Raw genomic sequence first — 17,158 nt, 5'->3', positions numbered from 1 at the left:
TCATTGTTATTGAACTCCATTCTCAAGTGCCGCGACGGCTGGACCGCCCTCTACAACCACTTTTCGGAACATGCCAGAAGCCATGTGATAGCTAAGGTGACAGTGGAAAGCCCATTGCCCAGGTTCATCAACTTCGGTTTCCGAATAAACGGTCATGCCAGGGTTGATATTGATGGTGTGTTTAACCGGATCCCATTTACCGTTGCCAGTATCGAGGATTGACCACATCCCGTGCAAATGCATCGGGTGTGACATCATGGTCTCATTGACGAACTTGAAGCGCACCCGTTCGCCATATTTCAAGCGGATAGGTTCTGCATCTTCATATTTGACGCCATTGATTGACCACGTATAGCGTTCCATGTTTCCGGTAAGGCGCAGTTCAATTTCACGCGTTGCAGGCCGTTCAGGGTACAAAGGCTTCTGTGCCTTCAGGTCGGCATAGGAGAGGAACTTTCCGCCATTGGCTGCTTTTGGTGTCAAACCACTTCCAGCGGCATAGAAGGGATCATCTTTGGACATTCCCATCTGAGAATGATCCATTCCGGCCATATTCGAATGGTCCATTCCAGCCATACCGTTCTCGTTACCACTGCCCATCGAAGAATGATCCATTCCGGCCATGCTACCGTGATCCATTCCCATGTCCGCCATTGTCAGCAACGGAGCGTCCATGCGTCTGGCTGGCATTTCAGCTTTCAACCCTTCTTGCGGCGACAACGATCCGAATGCATAACCCGAGCGTCCCATTGATTCGGCCATGATTGCATACGGCTTTTCAGCTGTCGGCTGAACAATCACGTCGTATGTTTCTGCAACCGAAATGCGGAATTCATCAACCTTGACCGGTTGAACATTGTTGCCGTCAGCCTGGACAACAGTCATTTCAAGTCCCGGAATGCGGACGTCGAAGTAAGTCATGGCCGATGCATTGATGAAGCGCAGGCGCACACGTTCGTTTGGCTCAAATAGTCCGGTCCAGTTTTGTTCCGGTGATTTACCATTGATGAGGCCGACGAAGCCCTGAACGTCTTCAATATCTGTTGGCATCATGCGCATGCTGCCCCAGTCTCCACGTTCAGAGAGAGTTTCTCCCAAACCGTTTTCCGAAACGTCGGAGATGAAGTCTCCGAGCGTGCGTTGGTTACGGTTGTAGTAGTCCGGCATCATCTTTAGGTTGCGCAGAATACGCGCCCCGGAATGAGGGTGCTTGTCTTTCAGAACAACGACATATTCACGGTCGAACTTGAATGGCTCGCGTTTTTCGGGTTCGATAACAATTGAGCCGTAAGCGCCATCTGGTTCCTGGAAGCCAGAGTGGCTGTGAAACCAATAGGTCCCGCTCTGTTTGACAGGAAAGCGATAGGTAAAAGTCTCGCCCGGTTCGATCCCGGTGAAGCTGATGCCCGGCACACCGTCCATCTGGTAGGGAAGGATCAACCCATGCCAATGGATAGATGTAGTCTCGTCCAGGTTGTTCGTCACGTTGATGACGGCATCTTCGCCTTCTTTGAGGCGCAAGGTCGGACCGGGCGAGGACCCGTTATAGCCAATTGCTTTGGTTTTCATATCACCTGTGTCGATGGTAACGTAATCGACAGACAGATTATAGGTTGCCGCATACCCTGCTGTTGACACAGCAATAGTGCTTAGCGCCCCCAAAAGGGCACGCCCAAGAAGTTTTCTCATTCTCATGATCTCCGATGGTTGAGGTGCGCCAGAGGCAACAGGGAGGGATTCCCTCTGGCGCGAGACCCTGCGCAGTGGTTACTGCAGGCGAACTTTACCGACCATGCCGCTCTCGTAGTGGCCTGGTACATTGCACGCAAATTCAAGTTCTGCGTCTTTCGGGAAGGTCCAGATCACCTCGGCAGAATCACCCGGCTCCAGAAGTACGCTGTTCGGATCGTTGTGCTTCATGGTTTCACCGTTCCCCATGTCCATTTCCATCATGTCCATGTTGATTTTGTCTACTTCAAGGGCCCCGTGTTCCATCATCATCATCATTTCTTTTTGATGGTCAGCATGCATGGTTGCGGTGCCGATGTTGAATTCGTGAACGAACTCACCCTTGTTTTCGACTAGAAAACGAACGGTTTCGCCGCCGCGAACAACAATCTTTTCCTTGTCATAGAAATTGTCTTCCATCGTGATCCGAATTGTCCGGCGAACATCAGAGATATCGCCAGGCGCTCCGATTTCGACGCCATCATTATGACCGCCACTATGACCTGCACCAGCAAATGCAGAAGTCTGGATACCGGCAAGGCTACCCATAGCAAGGGCGGAAGCAACAGCAAGGCGAAGGACAGAAGTAGTGTATTTGGGCATGAAAATGCTCCCGAGATAATTCAGTATAAAGGATCTCGTTACGCAAACCTTACACAGAGTCAGTGATCGGACTCATAGCGACAGATTACGTCACGAATGCAGTTTAGATAAGGAACTGAATATCTTAGGTGCGGGGAGGTTTGACGCTAACATCAAGCTCTGCAGGCGAGAGCGTTCTGTCTTTTGCCCAGTACTTTACAGACAACAAAACAGGTGCAGCGTTCCAGTTACCAGACATTTGCTGCAAATAGGGACCACAAACAGCCATGCCACAAACATCGTTGTGCGATGGATCCTGTGTGTGAGAACTACTGTCAGCCATGACGGAGACAACACTGTGATGGCCACTGTTAATATCAGCGGCTTTGGCATGCACGGCCTCAGCGCCAGACAGCATTACTGTCAACGCGATGATAACCGAAAGTATGCACGAGATGATCCGCAAAAGGAGAATCCTATCACAATGTTGCAGCGCAATGGTTATCTTGATGTATCAATGCGGTCAAGTGGCAATATTGTGGCAAACTTGTCGAGGTTATGACCAAAACACTTTTCTTCAGCCAATGCTGACGTCGCTGACTATCGTCAACCTGCTTCACCCAGAGAGCAAAGAGCATCATTGCCCCAAATTATGACAATTCGGAGCGACAGCCCTCTCAGCAATATCATCTGTTAATCACAAAAAAGAAGAGTAGCAGACCTTGCTGTCCAGCACTAAAACCTCATTCACAGGGAAGCCTTTTAAAAGTTACCTTTGAAGCAGTATTCATCGCTCTCTGCCACATTCTGGCGGTCCATACGAGCCCACTCAATTCGTCTTTCCCAAAGTCGTATTCTAATCTGGCCGCTCCATAGAACTCGTTACTATCGGATACATTGTCAGTCATATTTTCTTGTTTAAAAATGTATAGGATCCCAGACTTCTGGAGGCCATTTTGAGCGAAAGGAATGATAGAAATTGTATTTGACTGCTTGATCGGCGTTACGCTGGCGGGGTTATACAAACTCATCTCTATCTTCCACCAACTCTGACGGATGTCAGCTTCAAGCTCCAATATACTCAACTCGGCAAGCTCTGTTTCGCCGCAGTTGCGCATATCAAATTCTTTTTCTTTTGATTGCGCAGCCTCAAGCAGTTGAAGCTGCCGGGGCCAGTTTGAATGCAACTCAACTCTCCATTTTCCGTTTAGATCTGGAAAGAAGTGCACTGACAGCCAAGGTATTTTCGCCCAAACCCACCTCCAAACAGGGTTGAGCAGGAGCAAGTGAAGCATCACCCATACCATCAAAGGTATCGAGGTAAGCCCAATCGGCACGCCAAGTAGCTCTCCGTATGAGATCACGACCATACACAAGCCAATTACCAGCCACGCGATTGCAAAGACGATGAACTTTTTAGGCAACATTCTGTACATGAGAGTCACCTTATAGGTTGTAGAGAATTTTAGAAAGCGCTAGTATGAACAAAACGTGATCAGGAGCCATATGTTGTGACTTTAGCGAATGCACACGCTCTATTTTGTGGGCCATCGAACACTTCAAGCTTTCTCTCTAGCCTTAATATCGACGATATCGATCGTGCGAAGTTACTTGCAGCGAGGAACAAAATTCGCAGCATACTAAAAGCTTCTGCAGATACGTTGCTGAAGGACGACACGTTTTGGCAAGAGAGTTCGAAATTCAGGACATACAGACACTCTCGCCCAACAAGAGTAACGCTAAAGTTCATGACTCAGGGTAGCTTCTCCTACGGCACCTTGAATATTCCGGCGCAATCTCCGAAGCAAGAAATCGATCTAGACGACGGAATGTATGTTCCTGTCGACTTTCTAGAAAATGGTGAGCCGGCACTAGCTGCAAAAGGCTTGTTTAGCTTTGTGACAAACTCATTATCAGATGCCTGCAGTCAAAACGGCTGGACTGTTAAAGAAAAGCGGAGCTGCGTTCGCGTACAACTTTGGCAAGGCGCACATATTGATATTCCCATCTACTCCATTCCGACAGAGAAGTTTGCTGCTCTGAGAGCAGCGATGGACAGTGCTAATTTTGCGGAGGCAAATATCTCCAGAGCGTATCTGTCGAATGATATGCGCATACCTTCGGACAAAATCATGTTGGCTCAGAGCGACGGCTCTTGGTTAAGGTCCGACCCGCAAGAGTTAGAAGAGTGGGTAAAAGCTCGGAAAGATAGGTTGGGCACATGCTACACAAGACTTTGTCGCTTTTTCAAAGCATGGAGAGACTTTAATTGGCTGAGTTCTCCATTGTCGTCATTGTGCATTATGCGTGCAGTAGAAATCGCCCTTGAAGAGCTACCAGGCTTTCCATCCCAGAACCGTGACGATGAACTTGTTATGTTAGTTGCAGAGAAGCTCCCCCTGATTTTGGGAAAGACAGTTCAAAATCCTGTTTTACGCGATTTGTCTCTTAACGAGTGGGAAGAGAAAGATAGGGAGGCAATTATCTCTGCGTCAGAAGAACTGTATGCAGAGATGCATTCTGCTTTAATGCAGACCGGTGATGCAACAAAGGTCGTGAACAAGCTGCGCGTTCGTTTTGGAGATAGGATTCCGAATAGACCAGACGTTGTGAAAATCGGCTCGAAGATAGAAGCCGTCCAAAAAGAGAAGCCTGCAACAGTGGCTGCGCCCGCTATCGTCGCTTCAACATCTGGGTAATGAATAAAACTCAATCCATTCAGATCATAGAAGCAACGCTATTAGACAAAGGCTTCAAATACATCGGCCCAGGACCGAGTGATTACTCGGGGGCACTTGACGTCAATGGCAAGCAGATTGATGTAAAGCTCTCGATACCTGATGTTCGTTTTGCTGAGAAGCCGCGCGTTTCCCTGACTGACAGATCCCAAATTCCTCTTGAAACGCTTGCCCATATTGACAGCGGAGATGGGGGCATTTGTTACATATCTGGCGCTGGCCTACCTCTCGACATGTACCAACCAGGGGAAGCTATTTTACGGGTTTTAGAGGAGGTAAAACGAACCCTCGGGCTTTCTTACAAAGGACGAGCCCAGCAAGAGTTCATAGATGAGTATCAGTTATATTGGCGAGCAAAATATGGTGCCAGTGTTTTTCTCCCCCGATCGTCAGCAACGGGTGTAGTTGAAACAAGTGCTTTTTTCGCCAAGAAGGACGGCAAGGCTGAGTTTATCGCAATTAGAAGCTCGAAAAACTTGAGTGGTTACACTCTCTCATTTTTTGCAGAAGCTCAGATATGGTCTCTTTCTGAAAACATCGGCCCATCAGCAAAGATTAAAGTACCTTTATATTACTCGGAGCTAAATGATTGGCTGAGCAGCCAGAAGTTAGCCGCCGAAATGAGCTGGTCGAAAGCCGAAAACTTGCTTCTAAACGAAGGCTTACTAATCTTAGCTGCCCCCAACGCAGTTGTCGGCCTACAGCTAGAAGTTCCGGCCCATTTAAAAAGTGCGGTCGACCGTAAACGTATTCGTAAAAGAAAACTTGCGGACCTGTTACTTAAAAACCAAAAAAATTTGAAGCTTCTTCGCTACTCATGCTCATGGTGTTCGCTTGAGGATATTGCGTCCAGAAACTGTCTTGGAAGCCAAAACTTGAAAGAAACTTCTGTTGCTTTAGTTGGATGTGGGACCATTGGAGGCCACCTCGCCAAGATGCTTATCCAAAGCGGGGTCGGAAGTTCCGGAAAACTGTCTCTATTTGATAGAGATCGTTTGGCAGAAGGAAATATTGGCCGACACCTGCTCGGATTTGGTGATATCGGAAAAAACAAAGCGCTCGCTGTTAAAGCTGAGCTGGAGCGCTTTCATCCGGACGTTCAAGTTTTTGCGCACACTGGTGACGCGATGACAATGTGGGGGCGACTTAAACAACACGATATAATCATCGACGCCACAGGTGAATGGAATGTTCAAACAGCTATTAATGATAGCTTCCTGAATGAAGACCGAGGGAACGTTAAGGCTCTACTCCATTCCTGGGCATTCATGAATGGAGCAGCTGTACAGAGTTTTCTCAACTTAGGCGACGACTATGCTTGTTTCCGCTGCTTAAAACCGGACTTTGCAGGTCAGTGGCGCTATCCAGCAGGAAACGAGGATGAACCACTAAACCTCATGCCCGCTTCGTGCGGTGACGGGGCTTACGTACCATTTTCTGTCGATGTTTCTACCATGGCAGCAAGCTTGGCCAATAAAGCTGTTCTTGACTGGGCAACAGGCAACCCCGGCCCACGCTTACGGACCGTTGTTATCGATTTTCAACGCGGAAGAACGCAAAAACCTGTCTCACCAACACCATCCAAGCTCTGCCCTGCCTGCTCGCATTCAAGAGGCTCGCCTTGACATATGTGTTAGTAGAAAAGTCGACATTACTAAGTTTAGAGAACAAGACTGAAGGCCAATGGGCCCAGAATGAACAAGGTGGTTTACTACTAGGTTACAGAAAGAAGTCAGGCCTTCAGATCACTGGCTTTACACTTCCTCAAAGGTCAGACTTAGCGTCCCCGACGATTTTCAAGCGCAATTCAGAAGGACACGCGCAACTTGCTTTGAAAGCATGGGGGGAATCAAGAGGAACTGTCGACTGGATAGGGGAGTGGCATACTCATCCCGCCGGGAACTCGGCACCTTCAACAACAGACATAGCAAACTGGGTGAGGCTTTCAGAACATACAAAAAAACCAATGGTGTTCTTAATTTTATCTAAGTTTGGATGGTATGTAGGCCTGCAAAACCACTCTCCAAAGCGGCTAGTCCCATTGCAATGTATTGAGTCAAGTTCCTCTGCAACCTTGTTCGGAGAACACAGGAACTTTTACTCAAAAGCCAAGTTTATATTTTGAAGAAGAATGGTGGGCCCGGCGAGACTCGAACTCGCAACCAGACCGTTATGAGCGGTCGGCTCTAACCAATTGAGCTACAGGCCCTAATCGAGCAAACTTTGGAGTATAACGAATGCTCAATACGCCGTCGCAAACTAGATAAATTCGAGCCAAGGTCAAGCGCGAACTCAGATCACGCTTATGGACGTTAACGGCAAGACCTCTGGATCAATTTGTCTCAGAAACTTTGATTTCAACCTAGTGAGCATTTTCAGCTTCAAGATATTCTTTGACCTGAAGAATGCCCTCAACACCTCTTTGCATCATTACGTCTAGGGCACTCATTCCGTTGAAGATTTGGTTCGGCTTCTTCACCCACTGATACCCTCTCCATTTGTCGAAAAAAAGCACCCTTAGCTGCTTATGAATGCCTAGTAACAAATGGGCCCGAACCAAAATATTCTCGTTTGGGGACTGCTGCTCGTTCTTAAACGCAGCCTCGTCGCCACCAAGAAGAACCTGCACTTCGGCATCCGAGAGCTCCCAGTTCTTCAGCAATCTGAATGCCGCTCGGCACAATGATTGAGCTTCCTTCTGAGTAAGTACGTTCTGCACCTGCTTTTCCGACATTCTCACCTCCAGTGGGGAGCACACTCCAGAGCTAGAACTTACCAATATGACAGCTGATCAAGTAATGCCGTTAAACGGGCTTTCCCCTTCAAGAACAGATCCTTGGAGGCGATTGATGAGTGTGAGCCACCCAACACGCAGGATAAGGCGTGGTTCAGCTCCATTGGGCTTATGCCGAAGCTTAAAGCCCTTTCGGCAACAGCCTCTATCTCGTCCACATATCCCGAAAGCAAGATAATCAGCTCACAGTCGATGTGGTTTAAATCAGAGGAGGGGTGAATACCCACAGCATCAACAAGTTCGAACAACAGTTCATCTTCAGGAGCAACCATCGGGACAAGCTTGCACTGATTTGCTCTCAATTGCCGATACTGAACCCGCTTGTTCCGTGGGTCATAATAGACTGCCAACTTGATCGCGCGTGAATTATCACTGGGACGAATGCTTACCCACATGCCAGCCTGATCGAAATAGCAACGCCCAAAAACAAACGACTCACTTCCTATTTCATCAAAAAGAACCTGTGGACCATGGCGGCTAAGCGTTTCCCGGAAGGTTCTGACATTCTGAGGTGCGTTCACTAACGTTAGCGACACTTCATTGGGAACATCGAAATCAACGATAGAAGCAAATAGAGCTGTGCGACCAGACAACCCAAGACATCTATCGAGAATAAACTTACCCCGCAGCGCCTCAATTAACGCAACTACGCCAGACGCGGCATATCCATCTTCAATGTCTCGATCCGCGCCCAATTTCAGACAAGCTGACTGAAGTCTCTCACATTCGACTTCCAGCCAAGATCCATAGACGGATGCCAATTGCTTAACGTAAGCAAGTTCGGCAGCGTCCAGTTGACCAAGAACATCGCGGAAACGCCAACCTCTCTCGTATACACTAAGCACATCAAAATCATCCAAGTGCCGCTCTCGATCGCCCTGCCACAGAAGTGAGCGCAAGAATGGAAACGTGCTTCGGTCAACCATTGAACAAACCTGTTCTGCGATGCCACTCAGGGACAGGTTTAGGCTGCACAAATTGTCTTTCATCGCTGAAAAGTTTTTGAAGAACTTCTGGATCAACCCCGAACTTGAGAAATCCACGTTCCTTTTGGGAGTACATCAACAATTCAATTTCTCCCTTTTTGATCATCTTCAACATTCTCACATATGACAGCCCCTGTTTGTTGTACTTCTGCACAGCTGCCACTAACTGCACTGGAAGGACTGAGCACTTTTTGGCGGTCTCTTCCAATTCATGCAGGAACCCGGCAACAACTTCTTCATCAAAGCGCCAGCAATGGTTGCCATCCAGATCTGGAGAATGGAACGGCCTCAAGAAGCCTGCATCGACCAATGTCTTCAAAGTATGCAAGGAGATCGACAACATGTTGGCTGCAGCACCGATACTTATCAATCTCGACTTTAAGTCCAGATAAGCATCGATACTCTCGTGAGTAAGAAGTCGATTTACCGTGCCCCCTCGACGGAACGTGACTGTTTTGAGATGCCCCTCTTTGATCAACCTATCGAAGTGCTCCCGGCTGACCCGAAGCCATTCGCGCGCGTCAGCAGCACAAACAAGCCATTTGTGTCTCCCAGATCTAGGGGTGATAGTTTTCCGCAATTCGACTGGAGCGTCGCCAGCCACCGAGTGCAGATAAGCCTCGAAACCTGCGAAGACGACCGGGACACGGTCATGATGATCTAGACTAAACTGATACAACTTTTCCAGACTGTATCCAATGCAAGACAGTGCTGAATAGTCCTCAGCGGGAAAGAACAACTTCCCAATGTGAGAGATGAAACCGTTCGGCCAATTGGCGAGCGCATCGGCAGATACTGCCACGTGGTTCACTATCTTATCTACACTCAACTGATGGTAACATCTTCCATCCAGGTTAGCGTAAGTGAGAAGTGAAGAGCCAAGTATTGCGACTGTCTCTATGATTTCTCGAAAGGAAGCACTCTTTAGCTGGTTCGAAAAACCGTACTGCTCCAAATCAAAATCAGTCCCCACATACTTGTTGGACAAAAGCCTTAGCAAGCCAATATGCGCATTGGATAGGGCAGAATCTGCATTCTCGTTGGGCATTGAACACCTGCAAAAGTCGACAGTTGTTCGATAAAAACGGGAACTCTCACCACAATCTGAACATCCTTCTCGCAATCTGCAAAGATGCTTGGGGCAATGCGTCACCAACCTCAGATCCCAAAAACTCGACAGATATCCGTTTTCCCGAGCACATTGAGAGCAAATTGCTTTCGTTGGCCACTCAAGGAAATATCGAGAAATCACTTCGCCATTTGGTATTCCGACCTTTGAGTGGTTTCCCTCGAGGGCGTTCAAAGGCGCCAACAGGCTAAGTTTTCCGGTATCTTGCCCCAAGATTGAGGAAAGTTTCGGCAGAGCGTTGTTCCACTTTGACGCTTTGATCCTTGAGTAATCGAGACCAGCGAGCTTCAAAATCCACGACGAACGCTCATAGAAATTGATATGAGAAACTCGTATCAGATATCCGATCAAGCTCTCATCTCGAATAGGCGGCGCAGTAATTGGTACCACTTCAGAAAGGCACATCAGATACCCCTTTCTGCAGCCCCGTTTTCATCTTACCGGTCGCTTTGCTCTGCCCAAATTGCGATGGCCGAATAGCCTTGGTATCGAGCTCAGCAGAAGCTTCCTTAAGCTCCGAGAGGGCAGCCATAAGATGTTGTTCAGTGAGTGCCTGACACCGCGCTAACAGCGCAATTTCAACAGCTCGATAGATAACCTTTGTGATGTAACCAATTAGCCCTTTGCACGACCGGGCAAGCCTCAACATGACTTCACTGCTTTTAAGAACTGACTTTGATGGATCAGGTAACGGCAGTTCGTTGTTCAAGAAATGGAACAACATTAGGAGCTCTTTCGCACCATCCTTCGTCGAAGGATCAAACGGCTGCAGCTCAATTCGCCCGCGCCGGCGCGTTTCAAGTTGAGGGTTCACCATAAAGATGTCGTTGACCTCAGGAAGTCCAACAAACAACACAGGCCTGCGTAAAATTTCGAGCTGCGTCTTCAACCAGTCGGCCGTATCGTAGCGACGAGCTTGACTACCTTTGTTGGTCAAATGCTGAAATTCGTCGAAGATTAGCATGCTAACACTGGTGTGATCTGCAAACCGTGCGATCCGTCGCTCCATAGACTCTCGCGTGCCCATACTCGCGCACGGATCCCCTAATGCATGAAGGATACGGGACGCCAGGTTTTTGATCGTGCAACTTTGCGGAATAATAATGGACAGAACTCGGCTGCAATCATGTCCATTATTTGCGACTGTGCAAAAGTTCTCGATGATAGACGATTTTCCAGCTCCAGTTTCTCCGACCAACGTCATTATACCTGGCGCATATGCCCGAGCACCTGATCGGTGAAAGTTTGTTATCCGAGCAGTTGCTTGCTGGAACTGGCTGTGATGGATCCGCTGATTTTGAAAAGCGGCTAAACCATCCGCTTGAGCATCGGTCAGGATCATTTCTCTATGCATTGTCGCCTCCCGTTCCTCTGGACGGAGACGTCGATTTCCAGTGAGATTTTTCGATCTCCGCTGCAATCTCATCGGATGAAAAATCAAATTCCTGGACCGGAATATCTTCTCTTTGCTTATCCTCTGATGCATTCTCGAAATTAGTCACCACCTCAGCTATGACTTCTTCTCGAACATATCTGTGAGCCTTGTTGCGCCGGGTCTTTCTCTTACTCGTCTTCAGCTGCTGTGCGAGTTCGAAGGTTGTCACCCGCGCATTAAGGAGCTTTTCTTCAGAGTGCTTACGCGCGCCGTTCGTCTCATTGGAAACAACCCTGCTGATCAACTTGTGACGCCAAACTGACAAACCGTCAGCATATGAGGCATATACGCAACTTGCAGGTAAGAAAATTCTGTTCTGAGCATCCTCCACATAAACCAAGAGCAGGTTTTCCGGATCATATTTGACGCGAACTTTTGGGTTGCGACCCAAGTTCATTCTTCCAGTCATCAGCCGACGGTAAAGCAGTTGGATCGCTTCTGATTGGAATTGCAGATTGAACAACCGCACGCCGATACGTGATAGCGTACATGTTTCGACGCACGAGGTCAGAACGCTCAGATCTTCTAGGTTACTTAGGAGGCGGACAGGATGCTTTTCCGTACCTTTTGTCCACCTGTGTATTGGGCAATCTTTGATCCCTTCGTGATAGGTGTTTGAGTACTCGTCCACCACAAACTTCGTCACAAGCAACATCAGATCTTGAATGGTAAGCTTTGCGTTCTTTTCGGACGCATAATCTCCGCGCTGTTGAGTGTTGGAAAATGTCGTCCCATCAAGCGTATGGATCAGTTTGGAATTCAGGGTTTGGAAAAACCGCTCGACCTTACCCTTGTAGCGGGGTGTTCGCTTCGGGTTGTATTCGATAGAAATTCCAAGCTGGCTCAAGGCATCAAGCAAGTTCTGTGAGTGGAACTCCAGACCATTGTCGACAACCAAAACAACTATCAAACCAAAACAAGGCCATTCATTTTCGATGTCAGCTTCAATTTCATTGCCGCTTTGGGCTTTGAATTCATCAACAACGCTCTGAATGAACTTGTCTTTGGGGGCTATCGCATTTCTCAAGCACCTCATGATTGAGCGATAGGACGGTGGTTCAGGGCTAATATCAAAGCCGACCACCATGCGGCTGTAGCTGTCTATGGCTAACGTCAACCAAACGCGGCCCATCACATCACCGTTTGGGTAGACAACTAATAAGTCAATCAGGTGGTGATCTATCTCGACCCGCTCCAGGGGATAGTCCGTACCAACCCCCGAACCAACAGGACCAAACTTTTGATCTGCCACTTGTTGTCCATGATGGGCCAGCAGTACCTCGTAAGGGTCCAGCTCGCTGAGGTACCGATAAATTGTTCGACGGCTAGGAGCTTTTAACTTCATGCCAACTGACGCTGTCTGGTTTTCCTTTTTTATTCGGCGACAGATAGCCCGATATATCTCCGTTCCAGTACTGTATTCCGGCTTCAAATACCGTTCATGCACAATTTGCCAAACGATACTTTCAACTCGGTTGTCAAAACGCCTCTGGCGCGGGCCCTTGAAACAATTTCTGGGCAACAAGGCACGAATATCCTTCCCGCCTAAAATCCAGGATTTGTACCAGCGCATTAGGGTGCGCTTTGAAGGAAGTTCATCGTAACCATCTTGATCGTAACGCCGAATTACACAGCGAACCGCTTGATTAAGATTGCTCGCACCTGAAGCTTTATCCACGTGCCTGACAAACTCGAGTCTGGCTCGGGCTTCAGCTCGCTCCTGATCGCTAAAAGAGTCGAATGAGACCAACTGGTGATGAGCATAATCGGGAGAGGCGCTCAAAATCTCGACTTCACCGTCAAATACTGCCTGTGCAATCTCTTTAGACGGTATCAGCAACGGCTCGCCCGTATCCAGACTACTGAGATGAACGTCTTGGTTTTCGGTCAAAGTCACGACCTTATACTGCGCACCTTGAAACGCGAGGCGAGAGCCTTCAGGAAGATGAATTCTCGTCATTTCTTTCCTCCCTCGTCCGCGAGTTCGACAGAGGACATCATCCCGATCTTTTCATCCAGATTGAGCTTAAGTTTTCCCGTTGCCACCAATGTCAAAGCGTCATCAAGGGTCGCCTCTTCACCCATGATTTCCATCACATCCTGAATCAGGAAACTTCCTGCGCTCTCGGAATAGGACCTGAGCATACTCACATCGAACTCTGGGGAAGCACTCAAGCGGTGAGGACTAAGGGACCTGACGTTCGAACTTCTTGGTTCACGCCGAATGTCATCTTCCGTCCAAATCTCGAACTGATAGCCTTTTTCGGCTAGCACCGTTTCGATTACCGGAAACCGTTTCAAATTCTCCGGTTTCCCAAGATTGTGCTTGGGCTTGACCTCAATCACTTTCCGACCGAAGTCACCAGTGATCAAGATGTCCGGAAAATACACTCTGTCGCGACCATCAAACTGGTAGCTCAATTTGAATGGCTGCACCGCAATATCATCAACTTCGGGAATAAGATCGAGAATGATGAGGGCATCTCTTTCAAGCTGAGATTCCCAGGGAAGTAGACGTTTGACCTTACGGCTGTAGTAAAGACCGTGCACTCGCCCTTTGCTGCGGCTTACAACTTGGCGTACCGGTTTCATAATAAGTTTCTCCTTCGCTTGAAGCAGGCAAAGCTCACCCGTGGCGTGCTGACACGCAGTGCTTGCCTTGGATCTGGCAACGTGCTAAAGGAGAGTTACGACACAGCTCGCTTTAGCGACGTAATTGACCGGTTCAGTTCTCTGGATCGGTTTTTTGCGTTTTTGGGCCTCCGTTTACGGATTTATTTCGGCCTTCATAATCCTGCCACAGGCGTTTTTGTCAACTGGCCCTCAAGACAGAAGATCTACCAATGGTAGTATCTGAATTTTTCCAAAAGACTACCGGCTATTTATTCTGTATCCGCGTGCAGTCTGAATTTTCCAAATCAGCTCTTATGGAATACATTTAAATACATAATCATTTTTGTATTTAAATTAGGGCTATGTCAGTTCACTGGCAGCGATCTACCAATCCCCACCATAACAACCTGCTTCCGATTTTGTGTATTTCCAAAAAACAAATCCAAAACTTACATAAATTTTCAAAAATACATAATTCAACTTATGATAGAAGTTTAGTTTGAAATGAAGCGATCTCAATAGACTTTCTTAACCTAAGCCAACCCGGAAAAGACCTGATGCCGATTAAATAACTTATAAGACTCGGGGCGGTTTTCTTATTTTACGCTTGGGTTGGGGCAACGCATGGCCGACCAGCTCAAACCCCAGGCGCGAATTTCTGTTCGGCGTGAACAACAAACTAGCTAATTGCTGTTTCGTTGATGGTCTAGATGTAGGTGAGAAGAAGCTAGCCGCCGTAGAGCGAAATCGTTGTCAACTTCTTGGCACGAATGACAGCTTTTATGGCACGAATGACAACTTTTGTGGCACGTGACATCGACACAGAAAAAATGGTAGGCCCGGAGGGACTTGAACCCCCAACCAGACCGTTATGAGCGGTCGGCTCTAACCAATTGAGCTACGGGCCCCCAAGACAAAAGTCCGGGTAAAGAAAAGACCGCACCGGTGGTCCGGTGCGGTCCCGAAAACTAGCGATTTTCCGGCCAAGGTCAAGCCCGAACGTCGCGTTATTTCTTAATAATCGAGGAACGAACGCAGTTTGCGCGAGCGCGACGGATGCTTGAGCTTGCGCAGCGCTTTTGCTTCGATCTGACGGATACGTTCGCGGGTCACAGAGAACTGCTGACCAACCTCTTCGAGGGTATGGTCGGTGTTCATGCCGATACCGAAACGCATACGCAGAACACGCTCTTCACGCGGGGTGAGCGATGCCAGAACGCGCGTGGTGGTTTCACGCAGATTGGCCTGGATCGCAGCATCAAGCGGCTGAACGGCGTTCTTGTCTTCGATGAAATCGCCAAGATGGCTGTCTTCCTCGTCCCCGATCGGGGTTTCGAGCGAGATCGGCTCCTTGGCGATTTTCAGAACCTTCCGGACCTTCTCAAGCGGCATCTGCAGTTTTTCTGCCAGCTCTTCCGGGGTCGGTTCACGGCCGATTTCATGCAACATCTGGCGCGAGGTCCGCACCAGCTTGTTGATGGTCTCTATCATGTGAACCGGAATACGGATGGTGCGCGCCTGATCGGCGATCGAGCGCGTGATCGCCTGACGGATCCACCAGGTCGCATAGGTAGAGAATTTATACCCACGGCGGTATTCGAATTTGTCCACCGCCTTCATCAGGCCAATGTTGCCTTCCTGAATCAGGTCAAGGAACTGAAGACCACGGTTGGTGTATTTCTTGGCGATCGAGATCACGAGACGCAGGTTGGCCTCGATCATTTCCTTTTTCGCACGACCGGCTTCGCGTTCGCCCTTGTTGACCACGCCGTAAACGCGGCGGAATTCGCCAACCGGCAAACCGACCTCGGCCGAAACACCACCAATGCCTTCACGCAGGTTGGCGATTTCTTCGGAATAGCGTTCAACAAAGGTTTTCCAACCCTTGCCCGGCAAGCCGCCAACACGTTCCATCCAGTTCGGGTCAAGTTCATGGCCCTGATACTGTTTGATGAAATCGGGGCGTTTGATCTTGCAACGATCCGCAAAGCGCAGAAGCTTACCTTCAAGGCCCAGCAAACGGTTGTTCAAACCGGTCAGGTGATCGAGAAGTTCCTCAATGCGGAAGTTGTTCAGGTGAACATCTTCCATCAGGTCAACCATCTCGTTCTTCAGCTTGTTATAGCGCTTTTCGGTCGCAGCAGGAACGCTTTCACCCTTGTTCATTGCCACCAGACGCTGTTCCTGCGCCTTGTGCAATTTCTCATAGGTCTTGGCGATCAGTTCGAACTTTTCGAGAACCTGCTCGGTCAGTTCCTCTTCCATTTTGGAAAGCGAAACGTTGACCTGCTCGTTCTCGTCATCGTCGTCATCATCGTCGCCGTCGCCAGTGGCCTCACCCTCTTCGTCCTCGGACTTTTCAGACTCGTCGTCCTCTTCGTCCTCGTCTTCTTCGGCCTCATCGGTGAGGCCGGCCGGAGTTTCGGTCTCGGCTTCTTCGTCATCGTCGTCATTGGCCGACTCGAAGCTTTCGACATCTGCCTCTGCATCGACGTCGGTATCTTCTTCGTCTTCACCTTCGGCCGCGGCAATTTCCGCTTCCGGGCCACCGCCATAGGTGGTTTCAAGGTCAATGACGTCACGCAGCAAAAGTTCGCCAGCCTGAAGCTGGTCATGCCAGTTCACAATCGCACGAATGGTCAGCGGGCTTTCGCAAATCCCGCCAATCATCATGTCGCGACCGGCTTCGATACGTTTGGCAATGGCGATTTCGCCTTCGCGCGACAGCAGTTCAACACTGCCCATTTCGCGCAGATACATGCGCACCGGATCATCGGTCCGGCCAACATCATCTTCGGAGATGTTGCCACGCGGATCAGCATCGGAATCGTCGTTGTCGTCATTGTCGTCGGCTTCATCGCCATCGATGACATTGATGCCCATCTCGTTGAGATTGCTCATCACGTCTTCGATCTGCTCCGAGGAGAAATGCTCGGATGGCAGGGCCGCGTTCAACTCATCGACCGAGATGTGGCCCTTCTCCTTGCCCTTGGCAATGAGCTTTTTTATGGCCGACTTATATGTATCGAGAAGAGGTCCGTCTGCGTTTTCAGAAGAGTTCTTTTTCTCTTCAGCGTTCGAAGTCTTAGACGACATCTATTCCCCGTTTCCCGCTGGGTACGTTCGTACCGTTGTTGTCCCAAGCGCCGTGTC

Annotated in this window: 13 protein-coding genes and 2 tRNA genes; 3 read left to right on the top strand and 12 right to left on the bottom strand. The window is 48.9% G+C overall.

Going from position 1 to position 17,158, the window contains the following annotated elements; all coding sequences use genetic code 11:
• Window positions 1–6: 6 nt before the first annotated feature.
• From WBY09_RS05515 to WBY09_RS05505, 3 genes are all read right to left on the bottom strand, one after another.
• Window positions 7–1,689, bottom strand: a complete 1,683-nt coding sequence (locus WBY09_RS05515; RefSeq protein WP_064781635.1) for a copper resistance system multicopper oxidase — start codon at window positions 1,687–1,689, stop codon at window positions 7–9.
• Window positions 1,690–1,767: 78 nt separating this feature from the next.
• Entirely contained in the window at window positions 1,768–2,331 is a 564-nt protein-coding gene (locus WBY09_RS05510; RefSeq protein WP_083997108.1) for a cupredoxin domain-containing protein, read from the bottom strand.
• A 722-nt stretch (window positions 2,332–3,053) separates the two neighbouring features.
• On the bottom strand, window positions 3,054–3,746 hold the full coding sequence (locus WBY09_RS05505) for a hypothetical protein (RefSeq protein ID WP_336232197.1): 693 nt from the start codon (window positions 3,744–3,746) through the stop codon (window positions 3,054–3,056).
• 75 nt (window positions 3,747–3,821) lie between these two features.
• Between WBY09_RS05505 and WBY09_RS05500 the strand changes: the two genes are divergently transcribed.
• Genes WBY09_RS05500 through WBY09_RS19895 form a run of 3 tightly spaced genes read left to right on the top strand, consistent with a single transcriptional unit; the run spans window position 3,822 to window position 7,173 of the window.
• Window positions 3,822–5,009, top strand: a complete 1,188-nt coding sequence (locus WBY09_RS05500) for a CBASS cGAMP synthase (protein ID WP_336232196.1) — start codon at window positions 3,822–3,824, stop codon at window positions 5,007–5,009.
• The gene (locus WBY09_RS05495) at window positions 5,009–6,673 is read left to right on the top strand and encodes a ThiF family adenylyltransferase (protein ID WP_336232195.1); all 1,665 of its coding nucleotides are present in this window, start codon (window positions 5,009–5,011) and stop codon (window positions 6,671–6,673) included. Before WBY09_RS05500 ends, WBY09_RS05495 begins: the two co-directional genes overlap by 1 nt.
• 5 nt (window positions 6,674–6,678) lie before the next feature.
• The gene (locus WBY09_RS19895; RefSeq protein ID WP_443082655.1) at window positions 6,679–7,173 is read left to right on the top strand and encodes a Mov34/MPN/PAD-1 family protein; all 495 of its coding nucleotides are present in this window, start codon (window positions 6,679–6,681) and stop codon (window positions 7,171–7,173) included.
• 7 nt (window positions 7,174–7,180) lie between these two features.
• On the opposite strand, the gene WBY09_RS05490 is transcribed toward WBY09_RS19895, so the two are convergent.
• The 9 genes from WBY09_RS05490 to rpoD form a co-directional block, all read right to left on the bottom strand.
• Window positions 7,181–7,257 (bottom strand) — tRNA-Ile (locus WBY09_RS05490).
• 153 nt (window positions 7,258–7,410) lie between these two features.
• Entirely contained in the window at window positions 7,411–7,782 is a 372-nt protein-coding gene (locus WBY09_RS05485) for an MbcA/ParS/Xre antitoxin family protein (RefSeq protein WP_336232194.1), read from the bottom strand.
• Window positions 7,783–7,820: 38 nt separating this feature from the next.
• Window positions 7,821–8,702 carry a hypothetical protein gene (locus WBY09_RS05480; protein ID WP_336232193.1) on the bottom strand — a complete coding sequence of 294 codons (882 nt, stop codon included), beginning with the start codon at window positions 8,700–8,702 and terminating at the stop codon, window positions 7,821–7,823.
• A gap of 58 nt (window positions 8,703–8,760) precedes the next feature.
• Complete coding sequence (locus WBY09_RS05475) at window positions 8,761–10,362, bottom strand: TniQ family protein (protein WP_336232192.1); 1,602 nt, start codon at window positions 10,360–10,362, stop codon at window positions 8,761–8,763.
• Window positions 10,349–11,311 carry a TniB family NTP-binding protein gene (locus WBY09_RS05470; RefSeq protein ID WP_336232191.1) on the bottom strand — a complete coding sequence of 321 codons (963 nt, stop codon included), beginning with the start codon at window positions 11,309–11,311 and terminating at the stop codon, window positions 10,349–10,351. Before WBY09_RS05470 ends, WBY09_RS05475 begins: the two co-directional genes overlap by 14 nt.
• Window positions 11,304–13,352, bottom strand: coding sequence for a Mu transposase C-terminal domain-containing protein (locus WBY09_RS05465; RefSeq protein WP_336232190.1), 2,049 nt, complete (start codon window positions 13,350–13,352; stop codon window positions 11,304–11,306). Before WBY09_RS05465 ends, WBY09_RS05470 begins: the two co-directional genes overlap by 8 nt.
• The gene (locus WBY09_RS05460) at window positions 13,349–13,984 is read right to left on the bottom strand and encodes a TnsA endonuclease N-terminal domain-containing protein (protein WP_336232189.1); all 636 of its coding nucleotides are present in this window, start codon (window positions 13,982–13,984) and stop codon (window positions 13,349–13,351) included. The genes WBY09_RS05465 and WBY09_RS05460 overlap by 4 nt, the downstream gene beginning before the upstream one ends.
• A gap of 852 nt (window positions 13,985–14,836) precedes the next feature.
• Window positions 14,837–14,913 (bottom strand) — tRNA-Ile (locus tag WBY09_RS05455).
• 106 nt (window positions 14,914–15,019) lie between these two features.
• Window positions 15,020–17,101, bottom strand: coding sequence for an RNA polymerase sigma factor RpoD (gene rpoD, locus WBY09_RS05450; protein WP_336232188.1), 2,082 nt, complete (start codon window positions 17,099–17,101; stop codon window positions 15,020–15,022).
• Window positions 17,102–17,158 lie beyond the last annotated feature (57 nt).

This window comes from Thalassospira sp. CH_XMU1458 (assembly GCF_037027205.1).
GTDB classification, from domain to species: Bacteria; Pseudomonadota; Alphaproteobacteria; order Rhodospirillales; family Thalassospiraceae; genus Thalassospira; species Thalassospira tepidiphila.
The sequence above is the reverse complement of the archived record's forward strand: the minus strand, read 5'-3'. Positions and strand labels throughout refer to the sequence as shown.